This window comes from Kitasatospora sp. NPDC101235 (assembly GCF_044767505.1).
GTDB lineage: Bacteria > Actinomycetota > Actinomycetes > Streptomycetales > Streptomycetaceae > Kitasatospora.
The window spans coordinates 200,820-221,582 of record NZ_JBIWNZ010000002.1; the positions used below are offsets into that span (position 1 = coordinate 200,820).

A 20,763-nucleotide genomic window follows, 5' to 3' on the forward strand; every position below is an offset into this window, starting at 1 on the left:
GGATCGCTCGTGTCGACAGGGCAACGGTCGCGAATCGGGAAACTCGTTTCGATTACTCGGCTGTTCTTTCGACTCGCATTGTCGAAGCGTATCCCGAGCACCCTCCATGGAAAGGGGAAGGCGAATGGACCCGAGGTATGAGGCGTTCACCATCGCCGACCCCGTCTGGTACGAACCGTTGGACCGTTGCGCGGACTCCAAGTCCCGTTTCTCCCTGTCCGACGGCGATGTCCCGGAGGGCTGGCGACGGGTCGAGGAAGGCGTCTGGGAGTTCCTGGTGCCGGCCGACGCCGGCAAACTGCCCGAGCAGGGCTGGAAGATCCACGTCAGCGCCACCCCGGAGGCCGCGGAGCGGACCATCGAGTCGGCTTGGGAGGTGTGCCGCCGGCTCCGGCTCCCCTGGAAGTTCCTGCGCAGCCGGCACATCGTCACCGCGATGAACACCAAGTACGCGCACCGGGCCAGCAGCGGCAAGACCGTGACCGTGTACCCGCGTACCGAGGGCGAGCTGCGCGAGGCCCTCGAGGAACTCGACAAGGTCCTGCGCGGGCGTCCCGGGCCGTACGTGCTGTCCGACCACCGGTGGAACGAGGGGCCGGTCTCCGTGCGCTACGGAGCCTTCGCCCTGATGTGGTGCGAACTCGCGGACGGCACCAGGGTGCCGGCGCTGCGCGACCCCGACCGGCGTCTCGTGCCGGACCACCGGCGCCCGGCGTTCAGCCTGCCCGACTGGGCTCCGGTGCCGGACTTCCTGGCCGAGCACCTGGCCGCGGACAACGGCATGGCCGGGGACGGAACGCTCGGTGGATACCGGGTCCTCAAGGCGCTCCACTTCTCCAACGGAGGAGGCGTCTACCTCGCCGAGAGCGGCGACGGCCGGCAGGTCGTCCTCAAGGAGGCCCGGCCGCACGCAGGGCTCGACGGAAGCGGCGCCGACGCCGTGGACCGGCTGCGCACCGAGGAATCCGTCCTCGCGAAACTGAGTCATCTCCCGTTCGTCCCGCAGCAGTACGAGTCCTTCACCGTGTGGGAGCACCGCTACCTGGCGATGGAGTACGTCGAGGGCGAGCCGTTCAACACCTGGCTGGGCCGGGACTATCCGCTCACCCGCCACCGGCCGTCGGAGCGGGCCCGCGAGGACTTCGCCGCGCTCGCCGTCGACCGGCTCCGACAGGTCGAGTCGCACGTGACGGCGATGCACGAAGCCGGCCTCGCCTTCGGCGACCTGCACCACCGCAACATCCTGATCCGGCCCGACGGAACAGTCGCACTGGTGGACTTCGAACTGGCCATGCCGGTCGACTCCGTGCGCACGCTCACCCTCGGAGCCCCCGGATTCACCGACCCCACGATCACCGACCCGCGAGAAGCCGACCTGTTCGCCCTGGGCTGCTGCCAGCTGGCGGCCTTCGCTCCGCTGACCGTGCTGACCCTGCGCAACCCGGCCGCGGTCGCCCCGCTGATCGAGCTGGCCACCACCTCGTTCCCGACGCTGCCACCGGAGTTCGTGCGGCAGATGACGGAGCGGCTCGCGCTGTCGCCCGCCCTGCGGCCGCACCTGCCGGCCGCCGGGTCGGATCCGGTCGCGGTGGCGGAGTCGACCGCGCCGTCCACGGCCGCGTTGCTCCGCGGCATCTCCGACGCGGCCGACCCCGGCCGTACCGACCGGCTCTTTCCCGGTGACGTCGCCGGACACCGCCCGGGTGCCTCGCTCGGTCTCGCGTACGGCGCACCGGGAGTCCTCCTGGCCCAACTGGCCGCCGGCGTCGAGCCGTCCGCCGAGCACGTGGAGTGGCTGGCGAGGAGCGCGAGCCGTGCTCCGTCCGACGGCGCCCGCGGGCTCTACGACGGACTCGCCGGTTCCGCGTGGCTCCTGCACAGGCAGGGCCACGCGGAGGCGGCGAACCTCATCGACCGGCTCCTGGACGGACCGCTCCCGGCGTCACCCGGCCTGTTCGGCGGGCTGACGGGCATCGCGCACCTGTTCCTGGACGCGAACCTGAAGGACGAGGGCATCCGCCTGGCCGAGCGTGTCCGTGAACTGGTGGGCAGGCCGGGGTTGTTGGACCGCCCCGGGCTGATGAACGGCTGGTCGGGCCCCGCCGTGCTCTTCGCGCGCTGCGCCGAGGCCACCGGTGACGTCGAATGGGCGCAGGCCGCCGAACGGGCGGTGCGATGCGATCTGCGCTTCGCACGCGACCTGGACGGCATGCTCCAGATGCACAGCTCCAACCGCCTGCTGCCCTACCTGGCCGAGGGCTCCGGCGGTGTCGCCCTGGCGGCCCTGGCGCTGCCCGCGGCGCAGGCCGAGGCGGTGAACGCCGACGCGATCGTGGCGGGCGCCGTGAGCGCCGGTGCGGTTCAACTCGTCGTCCAAGGAGGGCTGTTCAGTGGTCGCGCCGGACTCGCATACGTGCTCTCCCATGCCCTCCTGCGTCTACCTGACCGGCGAGGCGAGCTCGACGACCACCTCCGGGCCCTGGCTCTCCACGTCGCGCCGCACGACGGCGCCCAGGTGCTGCACGGAGATCAACTGGTCCGTCTTTCGACGGACCTGGCGACCGGCTCCGCCGGCGCGATCATCGCGCTGAAAGCCGCCCAGACTCCCGGTAGCCGCCTGCTCCCCGGCGGCCACTCCACCCAGGAGTGGCCCCCGGCCGGAAGGACCGCCACCGGTGACCCGACCGGACTCGACTGGGAAGGAGGTGACTTCGCATGCTGAACGTTCTCGCTCTGCAGGAGCTCGACGAGGAGATCGTCGTCGACGCCCCGATCAGCACCATCAGCCTGGGTGGCTGCCACTGATCCGACGTTGCGTCGGAGCTGTGCGGCTCGGTCCGGACGAGGGGAGGAGGTGATTTCGCATGCTGAACGTTCTCGCTCTGCAGGAGCTGGACGAGGAGATCGTGGTCGAGGCCCCGGTCAGCACCGTGAGCGTCGTCGTGTGCCACTGAGGCACCGGTGACGTCCGCCGCAAACCCCGGAATGCATCGAGGAGGTGATTTCGCATGCTGAACGTTCTCGCTCTGCAGGAGCTGGACGAGGAGATCGTGGTCGAGGCCCCGATCAGCACCGCCAGCTTCGTCGTGTGCCACTGAGGCACCGGTGACGTCCGCCGCAAACCCCGGAATGCATCGAGGAGGTGACTTCACATGCTGAACGTTCTCGCTCTGCAGGAGCTCGACGAGGAGATCGTCGTCGACGCCCCGATCAGCACCATCAGCCTGGGTGGCTGCCACTGATCCGACGTTGCGTCGGAACTGTGCGGCTCGGTCCGGACAAGGGGAGGAGGTGACTTCACATGCTGAACGTTCTCGCTCTGCAGGAGCTGGACGAGGAGATCGTGGTCGAGGCCCCGATCAGCACCGCCAGCATCATCGTGTGCCACTGACACACGGATAATTGAGCAAGACCCGCACCAAAGAAGCGAGTTCGGGGAGGCCGCGGTCAGTGCGGCCTCCCCGGCTCCTTCCAGCTTACGCTCCGATGGAGGACAGCAAACGTGTCCGCGCCTTCCAGCCCTCTCGCCGTCCCGACGAGCATGCGCCGACTGTTCGCCGCCGAGGTCCGGGCCTATCCCGGCAGAGTGGCGGGCGCGGCCCTGGCATGCGCCGTGACGGCCGCCGGACTGGGCGCCAGCGCACTGCTCTTCATCGGGGCCAGCCTCCCGGAGTACCCGAAGAACTCCGCGGCCTGGGCCGCCGCGCAGGATGCGCGGAACCTCCTGTCACTCCTGATGTCCATGCTGCTGATGTGCGCGGTGATGGTCATCGGATCCACCGTCTCCCTGTGGACGGGGCAGCGGCTCTCCCAGTTCGCCGTGCTGCGCGCCCTGGGAGTCAGCGCGAACCGGTTGCGTGGTCTCGTCGCCTTCGACGTCGCGCGGCTCGGCCTGGTGTCGGCGGCGGTGGGCGCGGCCGTGGGCATGGTTCCGCTGGCGGGACTCGGCCGGAGCCTTCTCCTCGACCGCCGGCTGTTCCCGGCGGAGGCCTCGCTTCCCGCCGCGGACCAGACGGTGTGGACGGCGGTGGCCGTCTGCCTCACCACGGCAGGCGTGGGGGTGCTCGCAGCTCTGGCGAGCGTGCTCGCCGCGGGACGGGTCAGCCCCGGCACCCTGTTGCGGGACGCGGAGCTGTCCGTGGCCTCCTCCCGGAGCACGGCGCGCCTGGTGACCGGCCTCGTGCTGCTGGTCACCATGTGTGCCCCGCTGCTGTTCGTCATGGCGTTCATGGACCTGCCGGCGACGCTCCGCGCCGCGATGGCCCCCGGCGTCGCGCTGGTGGTGATCCCCGTACTGGCCGTGCTGGCTCCCTGGATCGTGCCGCCGCTCGTGCGTCCGGCCACCGCGGTGATGCGCCTGTTCGACCGCCGGGTGGGCCGCATCGCGGCCGTGGGCCTGCGGGCCACACCCGCGCGGACGACGGCGATGGCGGTGCCGGTGCTCCTTTCGGTGGGCATCGCGGTGTCGCTGCTCGGCGCCGGGGCCACCATGGGGCAGGCGAAGCACCGGCAGGCCGAGGAGGGCCTGCGCGCGGTGGCGGTCGTCACGGCCGAACCCGGGGCCCGGCTCCCGGTCGCGGCGCCCGCGGTCTCCGACGGGACGGCGGTCCCGCTGGTGGCGACCGAGGTCACGGCTCCGCCCACCTGGTACGACGACCAGCCGGTGGCCACCAGCGCGTGGGGGGTCGACGGCGGCCCCCTGGCCGAGGTCCTGGACCTCAAGGTGCGGGAAGGCCGCATCTCCGACGTGCGGCAGGGCACCTTCGCCGCCGGTGCCATGCAGACCGACGGACACCACTGGCGCCTGGGCCAGGAGGTGAGGTTCGCCATGGCGGACGGCTCCCCGCAGACGCTGACCCTGGCCGCCGTCTACGAACGGGACCTGGCCTTCCCGGAGTTGGTGATCCCGCGGTCGACGGCGCTGGAACACACGCCGTCCGCCTACGCCGACCGGATCCTGCTCACCGGCGCGGCGGACAGCTGGCCGCGCGCGCAGGGCCAGAAGGTCGCCTCCCGCGCCGACCACCTCGCCGAACTCAGCCCGCGCAACGCCGCCGACGACCTGGCCTCCCGGCTCATCGTGGCCGTCGTCGCGGGCTATGCGCTGCTGGCCGCCGCCAACACCAGCTCCCTCGCCCAGCGCGACCGGCGGGCGCAACGAGCGCACCTGCGGGCCCTGGGCCTCGGGCGGTTCCAGATGCTGCGCTGCGTGGTGTACGAGGCCGCGGGGGCGACGGTCGTCGGTGTGGCCCTTGCCGCCGTCACGGCGATCGCCTGCCTGGTCCCCCTGGCCCTGGTCCTGGGCACCGGTGCGATGCCGGCCTTCGACGTCCCCTGGACCGTGGGCGTGACCGTCGCCGCGGCGCTGGCGGTGGCCGTCCCCTCGACCATGACGGCGCATCCGATGTCCGACGTCCAACGGCAGTTCGCGAGGAGGATGACATGAGCGGGGCGTCGACGGCACGGGCGCACGACCCGAAGCGAGGCCTGGGCTGGAAGTTCTGGCTGCTGTTCTTCGGTGAGTCGGCCTCCGCCGTGGGCACGGCGGCCTCGGTCATCGCCCTCCCCGTGATCTCCTTCCAGCACAGCGGAGACGTCCGGCAGGCCGGGTTCATCAGTACCGCGATGTCCCTGGGCATCGTGCTCGCCCGACTGCCGGCCGGCGTGCTCGCCGACCGCTATGAGCGCAGAACCCTGCTGCTCGGCTGCAACGCGGCGGGCGCTCTGGTGCTCGGAGCCCTCGCCGTCCTCGAAACATCGGATGCGGCCCCGCTGGGGGTACTCGTCCTGGCCGCGTTCCTGCTCGGCACCGTGGGCAGCACGCTGGCGCCCGCGGAGAACGTCGCCGTACGGAACTTCGTGGACGCCGACCTGCTGCCCCGCGCCCTGGCGCTGATCCAGAGCCGGATGGCCGTCGCGATGATCGCCGGGCCCCTGGTGGGCGGGGCCCTGCTCAAGGTCGACGCGGCCTGGGTGTTCGCCGCCGACTCCGCGACGTACCTGGCAGCCGCGGGTTGCGCCCTCCTGCTGCCGTCGGGCGCGGGGCCCACGGCCACCGTGGACCAGAACCCGCTGGAGGCGACCCTCACCGGGCTGCGCTTCCTGTGGCGGTCCCCGTTCCTGCGGTACGCGGCACTCAACGCGACCGTCCTCAACCTCGTCTTCAACGGCCTCCTGATCGTCATCATCGCGTCCGCCGAAGGATCCGGGGCCGGTGAGCTGGGCGTCGGGGTGCAGACCGCCGCCATGGGGGCGGGCGGACTGATCGGGTCCCTGGCCGCCGCGCCCGTCGCCCGGCGGCTTCCTCCCGGGCCCGGCGTCGCCGGTGCCACCGGCGTGGTTGCCGCGGCACTCCTGGGCTTCGCCACGGTGCACAGCACCTGGGGGGCCGCCCTGCTGCTCGCGGTCGCCACGGCTGCGGGCCCGGTGATCACCGTGGTCATCGCCGCCACTCAGGTGCGCATCACCCCGCCCGAACTCCAGGGCCGGGTGTACAGCGGCAGCGGCTTCCTCTCCCAGGCCGTCGCCCCGCTCGGCCCGATCCTCGCGGGAGCGTGCTCCCACGCCTTCGGCCTGACCACCACGCTGACCGGCGCCGCGGTCGTCGTGCTGCTCCTCGCGGTGACCGGCGGTTACATCGCGGCGCGCCCCGCCCGGACCGTCGACGCCCGGGTTCCGTCCGAGGAGGAGTTCGTGGAGGTGCCGCGTGGCTGATCCGTACCGCTGGCTGGAGGACACCGGGTCCGTACGTGCGCAGACCTGGCTGGCCGGCCAGCGCGCCCTGCTGGAACGGCACACGGATCACCACCGGGACGCCATGGCCGCCTGGGAGCGGTCGCTCGGTGAGATCGAGGCGGCCGCGACCGGCCGTCCGCTCAGCCCGAACGCCGAGGCCGGAGGCGCGCTCTTCAGCCATGAACTCACCGAGCAGGGAAGTGAGTCGCTGCGCGTGACGGAGCCGGGCGGGCGGCACCGGGTGCTCCTCGAAATCGGTGACCGCACATCGGTGGGCCGGCTGGCCGGGTGGCAGCCCGACCCCGGTGGGCGGATGGTCGTGGCACAGCTCCACCGTGACGGCCACGAGAGCGGCGGACTTCACCTCGTGTCCGTCGCGCCGGGGACGGAGGCGCGCCACCTGCCCGATGCCGCACCGCACCCGGCCGTCGCGTTCACCGGCTCCTTCCTGCTGTACAGCGCCGGCTCCCGCACCGAGCACGCGCTGCGGGTCCACGGCCTCCAGGACGGCACCACCCGCTCCGTGTCCAGCCCCGTGCCCGGTCCGGTGCGGATGTCCCTGCACGCGGGCCCCGGAGGGCACGTGCTCCTGCGCACGCGGACACCCGACGGGGCGCCCGCCCGCTGGTGGTGCACGAACTGGGACGGCCGGTCCGCGCCGGACTGGCACCCGCTGCCGCTGGAGGGCCTGGACATCAGCGCGTACGCCCTGGGCACGGACGCCTTGTACGTCGCCGTGCGGGGGAAGACGGTGTCCCTCCTGGACCTCGCTGCCGTCGCCCGGGGGGCCGCGGCCCCTCCCAGTCCGCTCGCGGACACCTCGGGCAGCAGCGTCCGGGCCCTGCGCGTGCTGGGGCCGGGGCGCTCCCCGCACCTGGCGGTCCTGCGTCGGACCGGCACCACTCGCCGACTCGACATCCTGCGGGCGGATCGGGCCGTCACGGGCGAGGAGGCGGACGAACACGGCTTCAGCTGGCCCGCGCGACTGAGCCTCGGCCCCGCCGGCTACGACGGCGACGGCCGGCTCACCGGTGCGGTCTGGCTGCTCGCCGACGACCCCCGCCACGGCGCCCTGAGCCACCGCGTCACTCCGGGCGCCGCGGCTCCCGCCACGGACCGTCGCTCCGCACTGCGCACCGTCATCGCCGCCGGCCATGACGGCACCGACGTCCCGGTGACCGTCTGCGACCCTTCGCCGGACGCCGTCGGCAGCTCGCTGCCCACGCTGGTCACGGTCTACGGGGGTTTCGGCGTCCCGCTGGAACCGTCCTGGGACCCGCTCTTCGCCGGGTGGCTCTCCGCCGGTGGACGCGTCGCCTGGGTGCACGCCCGGGGCGGCGGGGAGTTCGGAGCGCAGTGGGCGGCGGCCGGGCGCGGGCCGGGCAAGTCCGACACCGTGGACGACCTGCGCGCGGGGGTCCTGGCCCTCGTCACGTCCGGCGAGGCGCGACCCGACACGATCGCCGGGCTCGCCGCCAGCAACGGAGGCCTGGTCCTGGCCGCCGCGATGACCCGTTCCCCCGACCTCTTCGCCGCGGTCGCCTGCGCCGCCCCGCTGACCGACATGGCGCGCTACGACCAGGGCGGCCTCGGCAAGCTCTGGCGCGAGGAGTACGGAGACCCGGCCGACCCCGGTGCCCGGGAAGCCCTGCTGTCCTACTCCCCGTACCACCACGTACGAGACGGCGTCCGCTACCCGGCCGCGCTCCTCATCAGCGGGGGGAACGACGCCCGGGTCCGGCCCTGGCACGCGTGGAAACTCTGCGCCGCCCTGCAGAGCGCCACCACGGCGGACGCCCCGGTCCTCCTCGACCACCAGGAGGACACCGGGCACTACGGACGGGCGGCCGACGCCGCGAGGACCCTGTGTGCCCGGGTCCTGTGCCTGCTCGCCTCCCGCACCGGACTGCACGTCCCCGGAGGTCTTCGGCCTCCGGCACCTGAACCGCCCTTGAGGAGCCCCGCATGACCTCGGCCCAGTTGCCCCACCACGCGGTCCGACAGCCGCACGGCCTGCCGCCCGCCGCCTCCACCGTGGAGCTGACCAAGGTGCACGGCAGCGGCGCACGCCGGGTCACCGCGCTCGACCGGGTCTCCGTCGAGTTCCAGCAGGGCCAGTTCACCGCCATCATGGGGCCGTCCGGATCAGGCAAGTCCACCTTGATGCAGTGCCTGGCCGGCCTGGACTCGCCCACCTCGGGCTCGGCCAGGATCGGCACGATGGAGCTGTCACGCCTCTCGGACCGGCAGCTGACCCGGCTGCGCCGCGAGCGGATCGGCTTCATCTTCCAGGCGTTCCACCTCCTGCCCACCCTCACGGTGGCGGAGAACATCACGCTGCCCCTGGGCATCGCGGGACGCCGCCCCGACCGGCAGTGGCTCGAAGAGGTCGTCACCGTCCTCGGCCTCTCGGACCGGCTCGGCCACCGGCCGGGAGAACTCTCCGGCGGGCAACAGCAACGCGTCGCGTGCGCACGGGCGTTGGCGGGGCGCCCGGAGATCGTCTTCGCCGACGAGCCGACCGGCAATCTCGACACCCGTACGGGTGCCGAAGTCCTCTCCCTGCTCGGCCAGCTGGTCCGGGAGATGGGCCAGACGATCGTGATGGTCACGCACGACCCGGCCGCCGCGGCGTACGCGGACCGCGTGGTCTTCCTCGCCGACGGCCGCATCGTCGATGACCTCTGGCAGCCCGGAACGGGACAACTCCTGGAGCGCATGAACCGGTTCGACGGCCCGCGGGGACCTCGGGGCCGCTGAGCCCGCTGCCGGAGCATGCCGCCGCACCCGGCCGCTGCGGGGCCCCGGCCGGGTGCGCCCGGACGCCGCGGGCGGACTCGACGGCCGGGCGCGTACAACGGACCGCCCGGGCCCGTACCGGCACGGGCCCGGACGGTCCGGTGTTCCGGGGGTCAGCCGATGGTGACGGTGAGCAGGCCGTCGGGGGCGGCGGTGACGGTGACGGCGGTGAGGGTGTCGGCGTGGGCGTCCGGGTGGTGGGGGAGGGCACGCGGGCCGATGCCGATGACGCGGGTGCCGGCGGCCCTGGCGGCGGCGATGCCGGCGCCGGAGTCCTCGAAGGCGAGGCAGTCGGTGGGGGCGAAGCCGAGGGCGGCGGCGCCCTTGAGGAAGCCCTCGGGGTCGGGCTTGCTGGCGCCCACCGACTCGGCGGTGACCAGGACGGGCGGCAGCGGGAGGCCGGCGGCGGCCATCCGGACCCGGGCGAGCGCCTGGTCGGCGGAGGTGACCAGGGCGTGCGGGAGGCCGGCCAGCGAGGCGAGGAAGGCGGCGGCGCCGGGCACCGGGACGACGCCCTCGGTGTCGGCGCGCTCCTTGTCGAGCATCCGCTCGTTGTCGGCCAGGTTGAGCTCGACCGGGCGCTCGGGCAGCAGGGCGGCCATGGTGGCGTGGCCCTGGCGGCCGTGCGCGACGGCGAGCACCTCGGCGGGGTCGAGGCCGTGCTGCTCGGCCCAGCGGCTCCACCAGCGCTCGACCACGGCGTCGGAGTTGACCAGGGTGCCGTCCATGTCCAGGAGAAGGGCGCGGGCGGTCAGCCGGACGGGGGCAGCGGGCATGGGATGGCTCCTCGGTGGGTGCGGCGGCGGGCGAGCCGGAGAGGGCGAGCTCTTTGTTTCTGGATGATACAAAAGATCAGCCGAGCAGGTGGGCGTTGACCGCGCGGGCCTCCTCGGCCAGCTCCGGCAGCTCCACCACCTCGACCCCGGCCGCCGCCAGCAGCGCGGTGCCCTGGCAGTCGGTGACGAACAGGTCCGGCTCGCGCCAGGCGACCACCACCCGCGGCACGCCCGCCGAGACGAGCAGCCGGGCGCACGGCATCGGCCGTGAGGCGCGCTGCCCGCAGGGCTCCAGCGAGCTGTAGACGGTCGCCCCGCGCAGCCGCGGGTCGCCCGCCGGGAGCTTGGCCAGGGCCGCCTCCTCGGCGTGGTCGTGCGGGTCCGCCTCCCGGCTGTAGCCCTCCGCCAGCACCGCGCCGTCGGCGCCGACGATCACCGCGCCGACCGAGAAGGCCGTCTCGGAGGGCGGGCAGCGGCGGGAGAGTTGGACGGCCCGGCGCAGGTGGTCGAGGTCGGTGGACGCGGACTGGGTCACGGCGCGGGCTCCTTCGGGGCGTACCTGAGCAGGACGACGTCGCCCACGGTACGTGCCTCCAGCAGCCGCATCCGCCGGGCCGGGCCGCCCGGGAACGCGGCCGGGCGGACGAACCGGGGCGCCTCGGCCTGGCCGACCAGCAGGGGGGCGACGGCCAGTTGGAGCTCGTCCGCCAGGCCTCCGGCCAGGAGCTGGGTGTGCACGCCCCCGCCGCCCTCGACCATCAGCCGGCGCACCCCGCGGGCGCCCAGGTCGTCCAGCACCGCCCCGAGGTCCACCGCTCCGCCCAGCGCGACCACCTCGGCCAGCCCGTCCAGCCGGGGGCGCAGCACCGCCGCTCCGGCGTCCGTGGTGTAGGCGAGCCTGTCGCCGCCGGTGTGCCAGAACCGCAGGCCGGCGTCGAGCTCGCCGCTCGCGCTGAGCGTCACCTTCAGCGGGTACTCCGGCCGGCCGGCCGCCAGCCGGGCGGTGCGGCGTCCGGGGTCGTTGACCAGCAGCCGGGGGTTGTCGGCGCGCAGCGTGTTGCCGCCGACCAGGATCGCGTCGGCGGCGGCGCGCTCCTCGTCGACCCGGTCGAAGTCGGCGGCGTTGGAGAGCAGCAGCCGGTCGGGGGAGGCGTCGTCGAGGTGGCCGTCGAGCGAGACGGCGGCGCTCAGCAGGACGTAGGGGCGCGGGCCGGGCATGGGCGGGGACCGTTCTGTCGGGGGCGCCTCCACGGTACGGCGGCCGGGTGCGGCCCGGGCCCGCCATGGTCGGAATGTGAGACACATCTTCTCGGGATTCGGGACGGCGAGTAGCGTCGGGGGCGTCGCGGAGCACCGCGCCGACCACGCCCAGGGGGACCTCATGACCGGACCGCAGCCCGCCGCCGTCTACACCCACGGCCACCAGGAGGCCGTGCTGCGCTCGCACCGCTCCCGCACGGCCGCCGACTCGGCCGGCTACCTGCTGCCCGAACTGCGGCCCGGGCAGGCCCTGCTGGACGTCGGCTGCGGGCCCGGCACGATCACCGCGGACCTGGCCGGGCTGGTCGGCCCGCAGGGGCGGGTGGTCGCGGTGGACACCTCCGCCGAGGTGCTGGAACAGGCCGCCGGGCACGTCGCCGGGCGGGGCCTGTCCCATGTCGTGTTCGAGCGTGCCGACGTGCACCGACTGCCCTACCGGGACGGCGAGTTCGACGTGGTGCACGCCCACCAGGTGCTCCAGCACGTGGCCGACCCGGTGGCCGCGCTGCGCGAGCTGCGGCGGGTGACGGCGCCGGGCGGCGTGGTCGCGGTCCGGGACGTGGACTACGCCTCGATGACCTGGTTCCCGGAGGTGCCCGCGCTGGACCGGTGGCTGGAGCTGTACCGGCGGACCGCCCGCGCCAACGGCGGCGAGCCGGACGCCGGACGGCGGCTGCTGTCCTGGGCCCGCGCGGCCGGCTTCACCGAGATCACCGCGAGCGCCGGCACGTGGACGTACGCGACGCCCGAGCAGCGCGCCTGGTGGGGCGGGATGTGGGCGGACCGGGTCACGGGTACCGCGCTGGGCCGGACGGCGGTCGAGCTGGGCTTCGCGGACCGGGACGAGCTGGGGCGGATCGCGGACGGCTGGCGGGAGTGGAGCGCCGCCGGGGACGGCTGGTTCTCGATGCTGCACGGCGAGGTCCTGGCCCGCGGCTGAGCCGACGGAGGGCGGGCCGGGCGGGGCGGGCAGGCGTTCGGAAAGATCGGGTAAAGTCGCGCGACCGTTCAGATCGGGTCCGTTCGGGTCCGAGCCATGGCGCCGAGCGCCGAGCCGATGCCCGTTCCGGCAGGTTGGGGGAGTCCACGTGTCCGAGCCTGAGTCCGAGCTGCCCGCCCCGGGGCCGGAGTCGCCCGCGGTTGCGGAGGCCGGCGCGGACGCGGACGCGGGGACGAAGACGGACACGGGTACGGACCCGGCGCAGACGCCGACGGCCGGCCGGGATCCCCGGGTGGGCTTCCGCAAGGACACCGCCGAGCCGGCGCGGCCCGCCGCGGCCGGGCCGGAGCCGACCGGGCCCGAGCCCGCCCCGCCCGCCCCCGCCGACCCCTGGGCCGCCCCCGACCTCTCCGCCGGTCCGCCCGCCGCCACGGCCCCGCAGGTCGTCCCTCCGTCGGCCGCCCCGCCCCAGCCGCCGTACCCGCTGCCCGCCGGTGGCTGGGCCTCCGTCACCCCCTCCGCCCAGTCCGGCTTCCAGCCCGGCCACCCGTACGCCCCGGCCCCTGGCCAGGGCCCGGCCGCGGCCCCCGCCCCCGGGTTCGTCCCCGGGTTCGTCCCCGGACCCGCCCCCACCAACGGCTTCGCCGTCGGCTCCCTGGTCACCGGCCTGCTCCTGGTGGCCCCGGTGGCCCTGGTGTTCGGCATCCTCGCGCTGGTCCAGATCAACCGCCGCAAGGAGCGCGGCTCCGGGATGGCGGTGACCGGCCTGGTGCTCGGCACGATCGGCACGGTGCTGCTGGCGCTCGCGCTCGGCGCGGCCGACTTCAGCTCGGCGCGGGCCGGTCGCTACGGCCAGGCCCCGAAGGCGCCGGCCGGCTCGGTGCACTGGTCCGACCTCAAGGCCGGCGACTGCTACGACTCCCCCGAGGGTGGTTCCACCGCGGGCGGGGACGGCGACGAGACGGTGTACTGGGTGCACCGGGTGGCCTGCGCCGAGCCGCACCACGGCGAGGTGGCGGGCACCGCCGAACTCCCGGACGGCAACGGCCCCTACCCGGGCGAGAGCGAGGTCCGCGCGTCGGCCGGCCGGCTCTGCCGCACGGTGCTGGACGGCTACGCGCTCGACCAGTGGGTCGTCCCGGACGGCATGGACGACGTCTACCTCTACCCGACCGCGAGGAACTGGGCGTCCGGCGCACGGTACGTCACCTGTGCCTTCGAGGACCGCGACGACCCGCACCGGGGAACGGTCCGCACCGACCGGAGCCGCCTGACCGCGCCCCAGCTGGCCTACCTGGAGGCCGTCCGGAGCTTCAACGACGTCTACCTGGACCCGCCGGACGGGGACGTCTCCGGGGCCGAGGCCGAGTACCGGGCGTGGGCCCGGCGGATGGCCGTCGCCTCCCGGACCGAGGCGGCGGTGCTGGGCGCGCCGTCGGCGCCCTGGCCGGCCGACGTCCAGCCGAAGATCGCCAAGCTGGTCGAGGCCCAGTCCCAGGCGGCCGCCGCCTGGGACGCCGCGGCCTCCGGCGACGACGTGGCGGGTGCCGTCCGCCGGGCCAGGGCGCTGGTGGCCAAGACGGCGCCGACGACCATGGAGATCCGCCGCGGACTGGACCTGTCCACCGGTGAGCAGGTGCCCGACCTGCGGGTCTGAGCGGCCGCGCACCCGGTAACCGGCCGTTGACCGCGCCCGTACCTGCCGGTAACCCGCCGGCCGTACGGTCGTGGGCACGTCCCCGGCCCGACCCCCACGCGAGCCGGGGACCAGCCCGTCCGGCCCGGAGCGCGACAGCCGCAGGAGCTCCCGATACCCTCCCGCCAGGGGCACCTACCGGGTGATGCGGCAGGACGACAACGGCAACCGCTTCCTGGTCGCCAAGGGCCCCGGCCCGCGGGCACAAGCAGATGTACTGGGTCGAAGAGGACGGGGCGGCCCGGCCGGAAGCCGAGGACGGGACGGTCCGGAACGCCTGAGGTCGTAGGGTCGGGCCATGGACGCGACCCACGCCGGCCCCACCCCTGACGCACCTGACACCCCCGCCGCTCCCCGGATCGTGGTCGGCGGTGCGCTGGTCCACCGCGGCCGGGTGCTCGCCGCCCGGCGCAGCGCGCCCGAGGCGGTGGCCGGCCGGTGGGAGTTCCCCGGTGGGAAGACCGAGCCCGGGGAGACCGAGGCCCAGGCACTGGAGCGGGAACTGCTGGAGGAGCTCGGCGTCCGGGCGCGCGCGCTGACCCGGCTGCCGGGCGCGTGGGCCGTGCGCCCCGGCCTGGAGCTGCGCTTCTGGGCCGCGGAATTGCTGGCCGGCGAGCCGCGCGCACTCCAGGACCACGACGCGCTGCGCTGGCTGGGCCCGGACGAGCTGGACGCCGTGGACTGGATCGACCACGACCGTGACGTGCTGCCGCACGTTGCCCGGCTGCTCGCGCAGGGCGGGACGGCGGCCGCGGACAGCGTGTCGGCGGCGGGCGACGCGCAGTCCGCCGGGTAGGTCAATCGGACAAGACGACCCGCGGGCCGGGATAGCCTGGATGCTGCTGGGTATGTCACTTTTCGGCACTATTCGTCACTATCGGTGAGCCGTCCCCAGCCGGCGACGCCGATCCCGACCAGAGCCGGAGGCCCCGTCGGTGTCGAGTACCGGGAACGGCGGCGGGGGAGGGCGGCGGGCAGGCTCCGCGGGAAGCGCCGCCGCCCGCGCCCGACTGCGCCGCGCCGCCCGTCCGGCCGCCCCCCGGCCACCGGCCGGCCGCCGTCGCGGCGGCACCGTCGAGGCCCCCGCCGCCGCGCGGCCCGACCAGCCGGCGCCGACGCTGGCGACGGCCGAGCCGGGCGTCCGGCCCGGCCTGCGCAGCCGCCCCGGCCGGCCGTTCCCCGGCGGTCCGGCCGACGCCCCGGGCGGCCCCGGTGCGCCCGGAGAGGGCAGCCTGCTGGACATGCTCAAGGTCGCCATCGCGATCCTGGACACCGCGGGCCGGGTGGTGCTCTGGAGCCCGGCCGCCGAGGAACTGCTCGGCTGGCCGAACGAGCTGCTGGTCGGCCGCCGGATCGACGAGCTGATCCCCGACCGGGAGCAGGTCGCCCGGATCCGGGCCGCGATCCAGGACACCCTGGGGCACGGCCGCTGGGCCGGCCACGCCGAGCTGTGCGACCGGGACGGCGCACCGGTCGCCGTGGACGCCCGGATCTCCCTCCTGGTGGACGGCGACGGCACCCCGTTCCTCCAGGTCAACATGGCCGAGGCGGGCGCCGTCCGGGCCGTCGAGCGGGACCTCGCGGTGCGCGACGCGCTGTTCGAGCAGTCCCCGCTGGGCATCGCCATCATGGACACCGACCTGCGCTACACCGCCGTCAACCGGACCCTCGCCGAGATGAACGGCGTCGCCCTGGACGACCACGTCGGCCGCACCACCGGCGAGACCCTGCCGGAGCGGGCCGCCGACGAGATCACCGCCATCCAGCGCCAGGTGCTGGCCACCGGAGAGCCGGTCATCGACGTCACCCTGGCCTCCCCGGTCACCACCCGGGCCGGCTACCGCTCGATCTCCTACAGCCGGATGACCGACCGCTCCGGCCGGGTGCTCGGCATCTCCGGCACCGTGATGGACGTGACCGAGCGCTACCGGGCGGTCGCCAAGGTCGAGCACGCCCGGCGCCGGCTCTCGCTGCTCAACGAGTTCGGCTCCCGGGTCGGCGACCTGCTGGACGCCTCCCGGATCGCCCAGGAGCTGGCCGGCTCGGTCGTCCCCCGGCTGTCCGACCACTCGGCGGTGATCCTGCTCCAGGCCGTCGCGCACGGCGACGACCTGCCCCGGCACGGCCACGACCGGCGCACCTCGCTGCTCCAGCTCGGTACCGCCTCCGTCCAGGACGGCCCCGAGGTGGACGTGATGCTGCGCCGCGGCGCCCGGATCACCTTCGCCGAGGACTCCGTCTGCGGCCGGGTGCTGCGCACCGGCGTGCCCGAGCTGCTGTCCGGCGCCGAACAGCTGGACGAGGTCACCTACCCCGGGGACCCGAAGATGCAGGCCGCCCGGGACCTCGGCGTGCACTCGATGCTGGTCGTGCCGCTGCGCGCCCGCGGCATCGTGATCGGCCTGCTGCTGGTCAGCCGGGCCGGCTACCGCGAGGGCTTCGACCGGGACGACCTGGCCTTCACCGTCGAGCTGGCCGACCGGGCCGGCAGCTCGCTGGACAACGCCCGCCTCTACGCCCGCGAGCGCACCGCCGCGCTCACCCTCCAGCGCACCCTGCTCCCGCAGCAGGTCCCGCAGCCCACCGGCGTCGAGGTCGCCTACCGGTACGTGCCCGGCAGCAGCGGCACCGAGGTCGGCGGCGACTGGTTCGACGTCATCCCGCTGCCCGGCGACCGCACCGCGCTGGTGGTCGGCGACGTGATGGGCCACGGCCTGCGGGCCGCCGCCACCATGGGACGGCTGCGCACCGCCGTCCGGGTGCTGGCCGCCCTCGACCTGCCGCCGGACGTCCTGCTGCGGCACGTCCACGAGCTGGCCGACGACCTCGCCCAGGGCCCGGACGAGGCGTTGCTGGCCACCTGCGTCTACGCGGTCTTCGACCCGGCGACGGCCCGGCTCACCGTCGCCAAGGCCGGGCACATCCCGCCGGTGCTGGTGGTGCCGGGAGAGGACGTCGCGGAGCCGACCCACACCGGCGGCCCGCTGCCCGGCGGCGCCGGCCGCATCCTCGACCTGCCCTCCGGCGCCCCGCTCGGCGTCGGCGGAGTTCCGTTCGAGTCGGTCGAACTGAAGATCCCCGAGGGCAGCCTGCTGGCGCTGTGCACCGACGGCCTGGTCGAGTCCCGGGACAAGGACCTGGATGTCGGCCTCGGCCGGCTGGTCACCGTGCTCCAGGAACCGCACGCCTCCATCCAGTCCGCCTGCGAGGCGGTGCTGGACACCATGGAGCAGGGCCGGGAACCGGACGACGTCGCGCTGCTGCTGGCCCGGCTCGGCCACGGCCAGGCCGGCACCCCGACGGCGGGCTGGACCCTGCCGGCCGAGCCCACCGCGGTCTCCCGGGCCCGCCGGCTGGTCCGCGCCATGCTCGCCGAGTGGGGCGTCGAGGAGCTCACCGACACCGCCGAGCTGCTGGTCAGCGAGCTGGTCACGAACGCCGTCCGGTACGCCAGCGCCCCCATCGGGGTGCGGCTGACGCTCGGTGAGACGCTGCTGGTCGAGATCTCCGACCCGCTGCCCGACCCGCCCCGGGAGCGGCACGCGGCCGAGGCCGACGAGGGCGGGCGCGGTCTGGAGCTGGTCCACCTGCTGGCGCTGCGCTGGGGCGCCCGGGCCGAGGGCATCGGCAAAGTGGTCTGGTTCGAGCAGGCGCTGCCGGGTAGTGAGCCCGACGGATCGTGAGCGGAGCGAACAGCAGGGGAGCGGTGCCGCATATGCCATCGGGAGCTCAGGGGGAGCGCGCGCTCCGGAAGGGGGCGCGAGCGTGGCATTGTGGTTGCGCGGGCGGTAGGACAAAAACCTTCGCCCGATCTGATGTTGTGATGTTGAGGGCGTGTGAACGTACCCCTCGATGATGAATACTCGGTCTTCTCGACATCCGGACGGTCGCGGGTTGGAGGGGTCGGTCCGTTGAACAGCACTCCGGCACGGAGCACGTCGCCGAGCAGCAGCCGTCATGCCGCTGTACCCGGGCAGGCCGGCTCCGTGCACCTGCCCGTACCGGACGGCGCGGTCACCGGCCGCGGCCACCGCCCCGTCCCCGGGGACCGGGCGTGGGGCGCCGGCGACCCCGGCTCGATCTACGACTACATCCGGGTCGCCACCTTCGCGATCGGCCCCGACGGGCGGATCAGCCAGTGGAGCGAGCGCGCCGCCGAGTTCTTCGGCGTCCCGGCCGCCGATGCGGTCGGCGCCGACCCGATCACCACCTTCGTCCCCCGCGAGCTCTGGCAGCGCGGCCGGGCCCGGCTGGAACACACCCTGGCCGGCGAGGAGTGGGTCGGCACCACCCCGTACCGGGCTGCCGACGGCGGCGAGGGCCTCGCCGAGCTCTACCTGATGCCCGACAGCGCCCTGCCCACCGCGGGCGCCACCTGCCTGGCCGTCGACCTCGGGCGGCTGCGCCGGATCGAGACCGACCTGGCCGCCTCCGAGGCCGTGTTCGGGCAGACGCCCACCGGCTTCGTGCTGTTCGACGACCGGCTGCGGCTGCAGCGGGTCAACGACGCCTTCGCCTCCGGCATGGGCCTGGTCCCCACCGACCTGGAGGGCCTCACCCCGTACGACCTCTTCCCGCCGTCCGAGGCCGACCGGCTCACCGCCGCCCTGCGCAAGGTCCTGGCCACCGGCGAGCCCGTCTTCGACCTGCGCTTCCACGGCGCCGTACCGACCCGCGAGGGCAACCGGCTCTGGGCCGTCTCGCTGTACCGCCTGAACGGCTCCGCCGGGCAGACCATGGGCGTGGCCGGGCAGGTCTCCGACGTCACCAGCCGGCACGTCGCCGAGCGCGAGGCCGACGGCGTGCGCCGCAACCTGGCCCTGCTCAACGAGGCCAGCGCGCACATCGGCTCCACGCTCGACCTGGAGACCACCGCCAAGGAACTGCTGGACGTCGTCGTCCCGCCGTTCTGCGACCTCGCCACCGTCGACCTCTACACCGCGCTGCTCTCCGGCGAGACCGTGCCCAGCGCCGGCCGGCTCGGCGACACCGTGCTCACCGACGGCAGCGGCGAACTGCGCCGGGTCGCCGTCTCCAGCGTGGTCGGCGGCGCCTCCTCGGTGCTCGGCTCGGTCACCGGCCTGCCGATCGCCGAGGCCGGCGGCACCCTCTGCTACCCGCGCCGCTCCCCGCACGCCCGGGCGCTGCGCACCGGCCGCAGCGTCGTCCCCGAGCCCGGGCCCGACCCGCTGCTGCGCTCCACCCTGATCGTCCCGCTGGTCGCCCGCGACCAGGTGCTCGGCCTCGTCCAGCTCTCCCGGGCGATCGGCAGCGAGCCCTTCGACGCCCGCGACGTCGCGATCGCCGAGGAACTGGTCGCCCGCGCCGCCGTCTGCATCGACAACGCCCGGCTCTACCGGCGCGAGCACGAGCGGGCGCTGATCCTCCAGCGCAGCCTGCTGCCCCCGGGCAACCCGGCCGCCAGCGGCCTGGAGATCGCCTGCCGCTACCTGCCCAGCAACAACAACACCGAGGTCGGCGGCGACTGGTTCGACGTCATCCCGCTGCCCGGCAACCGCACCGCGCTGGTCATCGGCGACGTGATGGGCCGCGGCCTGCGCGCCGCCGTCGCGATGGGCCAGCTGCGCACCGCCGTCCGCACCCTGGCGATGCTCGACCTCGACCCCGCCGAGGTGCTCGGCGCCCTGGACGAGATCGCCCGCGGCCTCGGCGACGACTCGGTGCCGGCCGGCCCGCCCACCCCGTACGGGCGGCTCACCTCGACGGCCGACGAGGAGGCCCGGGAGGTCTACCTGGCCACCTGTGTCTACGCGGTCTACGACGCCGTCACCCGCCGCTGCCTCTTCGCCAACGCCGGCCACCTGCCGCCCGTCCTGCTCAGCCCCGGCGAGGGCGCCCGGATGCTCGACGTGCCGCCCGGCCTGCCGCTCGGCGTCGGCGGCGAGCCCTTCGAGGAGGTCGAGATCGACCTCCCGGACGGCGCCGTGCTCGCCCTCTACACCGACGGCCTGGTGGAGAGCCGCAAGCACCAGCTGGACGAGGGTCTGCGGGCCTTCCGCACCGCGCTCTCCGACGAGGGCAAGGGGCTGGAGGACCTCTGCGACCACGTGCTCGGCGAGCTCAACCCGCACCACGGCGAGGACGACATCGCCCTGCTGATGGCCAAGGTGCACGCCTTCCCCGACGACGCCGTCGGCAACTGGTTCCTGCCGCCCGAGCCCACCTCGGTGGCCAAGGCCCGCGAGCTGGCGTGCAGCTGGCTGCTCTCCCGAGGGCTGGAGGAGCTGGTCGACACCACTGAGCTGCTGGTCAGCGAGCTGGTCACCAACGCGCTCAAGCACGGGCGGGGCGAGATCCGGCTGCGGCTGCTGCGCGAACGCAGCCTGGTCTGCGAGGTCTGGGACGACGGCTACGCACAGCCCCGGCAGAGGCGCGCCCAGGAGACCGACGAGGGCGGGCGCGGCCTGCAACTGGTCAGTCTGCTGGCCGAACGCTGGGGCAGCCGGCGCACGCCCAAGGGCAAGATCGTCTGGTTCGAGCTGGCGCTGTAGCCGTTCGGCAGTGGGCCGGTCGGGTGCAGTCGCCCGGCCGCCCGC

Annotated in this window: 15 protein-coding genes and 1 pseudogene; 14 read left to right on the forward strand and 2 right to left on the reverse strand. The window is 74.5% G+C overall.

The features are described 5' to 3' along the window. Nucleotides 1-124: 124 nt before the first annotated feature. The 9 genes from lanKC (at nt 125) to ACIRRH_RS04405 (ending at nt 9,495) form a co-directional block, all read left to right on the forward strand. Nucleotides 125-2,722 (forward strand): class III lanthionine synthetase LanKC, encoded by a 2,598-nt coding sequence (lanKC, locus tag ACIRRH_RS04365; protein WP_403061576.1) that lies wholly within the window; start codon nt 125-127, stop codon nt 2,720-2,722. After that, nucleotides 2,716-2,805, forward strand: coding sequence for a class III lanthipeptide (locus ACIRRH_RS04370; RefSeq protein ID WP_194252494.1), 90 nt, complete (start codon nt 2,716-2,718; stop codon nt 2,803-2,805). The genes lanKC and ACIRRH_RS04370 overlap by 7 nt, the downstream gene beginning before the upstream one ends. A gap of 59 nt (nt 2,806-2,864) precedes the next feature. After that, nucleotides 2,865-2,954 carry a class III lanthipeptide gene (locus ACIRRH_RS04375; protein WP_403061580.1) on the forward strand — a complete coding sequence of 30 codons (90 nt, stop codon included), beginning with the start codon at nt 2,865-2,867 and terminating at the stop codon, nt 2,952-2,954. A 54-nt stretch (nt 2,955-3,008) separates the two neighbouring features. Next, the gene (locus ACIRRH_RS04380; RefSeq protein WP_224279911.1) at nt 3,009-3,098 is read left to right on the forward strand and encodes a class III lanthipeptide; all 90 of its coding nucleotides are present in this window, start codon (nt 3,009-3,011) and stop codon (nt 3,096-3,098) included. A 54-nt stretch (nt 3,099-3,152) separates the two neighbouring features. Next, a complete protein-coding gene (locus tag ACIRRH_RS04385) occupies nt 3,153-3,242 on the forward strand; it encodes a class III lanthipeptide (protein ID WP_194252494.1) in 90 nt (29 codons plus the stop codon). Between the two features lie 260 nt (nt 3,243-3,502). Further along, nucleotides 3,503-5,446: an FtsX-like permease family protein gene (locus tag ACIRRH_RS04390; protein WP_403061584.1), complete on the forward strand. Its 1,944-nt coding sequence runs from the start codon at nt 3,503-3,505 to the stop codon at nt 5,444-5,446. Next, a complete protein-coding gene (locus ACIRRH_RS04395) occupies nt 5,443-6,714 on the forward strand; it encodes an MFS transporter (protein ID WP_403061587.1) in 1,272 nt (423 codons plus the stop codon). The genes ACIRRH_RS04390 and ACIRRH_RS04395 overlap by 4 nt, the downstream gene beginning before the upstream one ends. After that, complete coding sequence (locus tag ACIRRH_RS04400) at nt 6,707-8,704, forward strand: prolyl oligopeptidase family serine peptidase (protein ID WP_403061590.1); 1,998 nt, start codon at nt 6,707-6,709, stop codon at nt 8,702-8,704. The genes ACIRRH_RS04395 and ACIRRH_RS04400 overlap by 8 nt, the downstream gene beginning before the upstream one ends. Further along, nucleotides 8,701-9,495 (forward strand): ABC transporter ATP-binding protein, encoded by a 795-nt coding sequence (locus tag ACIRRH_RS04405; RefSeq protein WP_403061593.1) that lies wholly within the window; start codon nt 8,701-8,703, stop codon nt 9,493-9,495. The genes ACIRRH_RS04400 and ACIRRH_RS04405 overlap by 4 nt, the downstream gene beginning before the upstream one ends. Before the next feature lie 152 nt (nt 9,496-9,647). Here the strand turns inward: ACIRRH_RS04405 and ACIRRH_RS04410 are convergent, their stop codons facing one another. Continuing rightward, a complete protein-coding gene (locus tag ACIRRH_RS04410; RefSeq protein ID WP_403061596.1) occupies nt 9,648-10,310 on the reverse strand; it encodes an HAD-IA family hydrolase in 663 nt (220 codons plus the stop codon). Nucleotides 10,311-10,386: 76 nt separating this feature from the next. After that, a pseudogene (locus tag ACIRRH_RS04415) lies at nt 10,387-11,528 on the reverse strand (dihydrofolate reductase family protein). A gap of 163 nt (nt 11,529-11,691) precedes the next feature. Between ACIRRH_RS04415 and ACIRRH_RS04420 the strand changes: the two are divergent. From ACIRRH_RS04420 to ACIRRH_RS04440, 5 genes are all read left to right on the forward strand, one after another. Further along, nucleotides 11,692-12,510 carry a methyltransferase domain-containing protein gene (locus ACIRRH_RS04420; RefSeq protein WP_403061598.1) on the forward strand — a complete coding sequence of 273 codons (819 nt, stop codon included), beginning with the start codon at nt 11,692-11,694 and terminating at the stop codon, nt 12,508-12,510. 148 nt (nt 12,511-12,658) lie between these two features. Next, complete coding sequence (locus ACIRRH_RS04425) at nt 12,659-14,167, forward strand: DUF4190 domain-containing protein (RefSeq protein WP_403061601.1); 1,509 nt, start codon at nt 12,659-12,661, stop codon at nt 14,165-14,167. Between the two features lie 337 nt (nt 14,168-14,504). Beyond that, nucleotides 14,505-15,002 (forward strand): NUDIX domain-containing protein, encoded by a 498-nt coding sequence (locus tag ACIRRH_RS04430; protein ID WP_403061604.1) that lies wholly within the window; start codon nt 14,505-14,507, stop codon nt 15,000-15,002. Between the two features lie 139 nt (nt 15,003-15,141). Beyond that, complete coding sequence (locus tag ACIRRH_RS04435) at nt 15,142-17,889, forward strand: SpoIIE family protein phosphatase (RefSeq protein ID WP_403061607.1); 2,748 nt, start codon at nt 15,142-15,144, stop codon at nt 17,887-17,889. A 309-nt stretch (nt 17,890-18,198) separates the two neighbouring features. Continuing rightward, entirely contained in the window at nt 18,199-20,718 is a 2,520-nt protein-coding gene (locus ACIRRH_RS04440; protein ID WP_403062402.1) for a SpoIIE family protein phosphatase, read from the forward strand. Nucleotides 20,719-20,763: the final 45 nt, after the last annotated feature.

What these genes read in the sequence shown, in the direction of transcription:
- lanKC (WP_403061576.1), top strand. Translation starts at nt 125, where the DNA reads ATGGACCCGAGGTATGAGGCGTTCACCATCGCCGACCCCGTCTGGTAC.
- ACIRRH_RS04370 (WP_194252494.1), top strand. Translation starts at nt 2,716, where the DNA reads ATGCTGAACGTTCTCGCTCTGCAGGAGCTCGACGAGGAGATCGTCGTC.
- ACIRRH_RS04375 (WP_403061580.1), top strand. Translation starts at nt 2,865, where the DNA reads ATGCTGAACGTTCTCGCTCTGCAGGAGCTGGACGAGGAGATCGTGGTC.
- ACIRRH_RS04380 (WP_224279911.1), top strand. Translation starts at nt 3,009, where the DNA reads ATGCTGAACGTTCTCGCTCTGCAGGAGCTGGACGAGGAGATCGTGGTC.
- ACIRRH_RS04385 (WP_194252494.1), top strand. Translation starts at nt 3,153, where the DNA reads ATGCTGAACGTTCTCGCTCTGCAGGAGCTCGACGAGGAGATCGTCGTC.
- ACIRRH_RS04395 (WP_403061587.1), top strand. Translation starts at nt 5,443, where the DNA reads ATGAGCGGGGCGTCGACGGCACGGGCGCACGACCCGAAGCGAGGCCTG.
- ACIRRH_RS04405 (WP_403061593.1), top strand. Translation starts at nt 8,701, where the DNA reads ATGACCTCGGCCCAGTTGCCCCACCACGCGGTCCGACAGCCGCACGGC.
- ACIRRH_RS04410 (WP_403061596.1), bottom strand. Translation starts at nt 10,310, where the DNA reads ATGCCCGCTGCCCCCGTCCGGCTGACCGCCCGCGCCCTTCTCCTGGAC.
- ACIRRH_RS04420 (WP_403061598.1), top strand. Translation starts at nt 11,692, where the DNA reads ATGACCGGACCGCAGCCCGCCGCCGTCTACACCCACGGCCACCAGGAG.
- ACIRRH_RS04430 (WP_403061604.1), top strand. Translation starts at nt 14,505, where the DNA reads ATGGACGCGACCCACGCCGGCCCCACCCCTGACGCACCTGACACCCCC.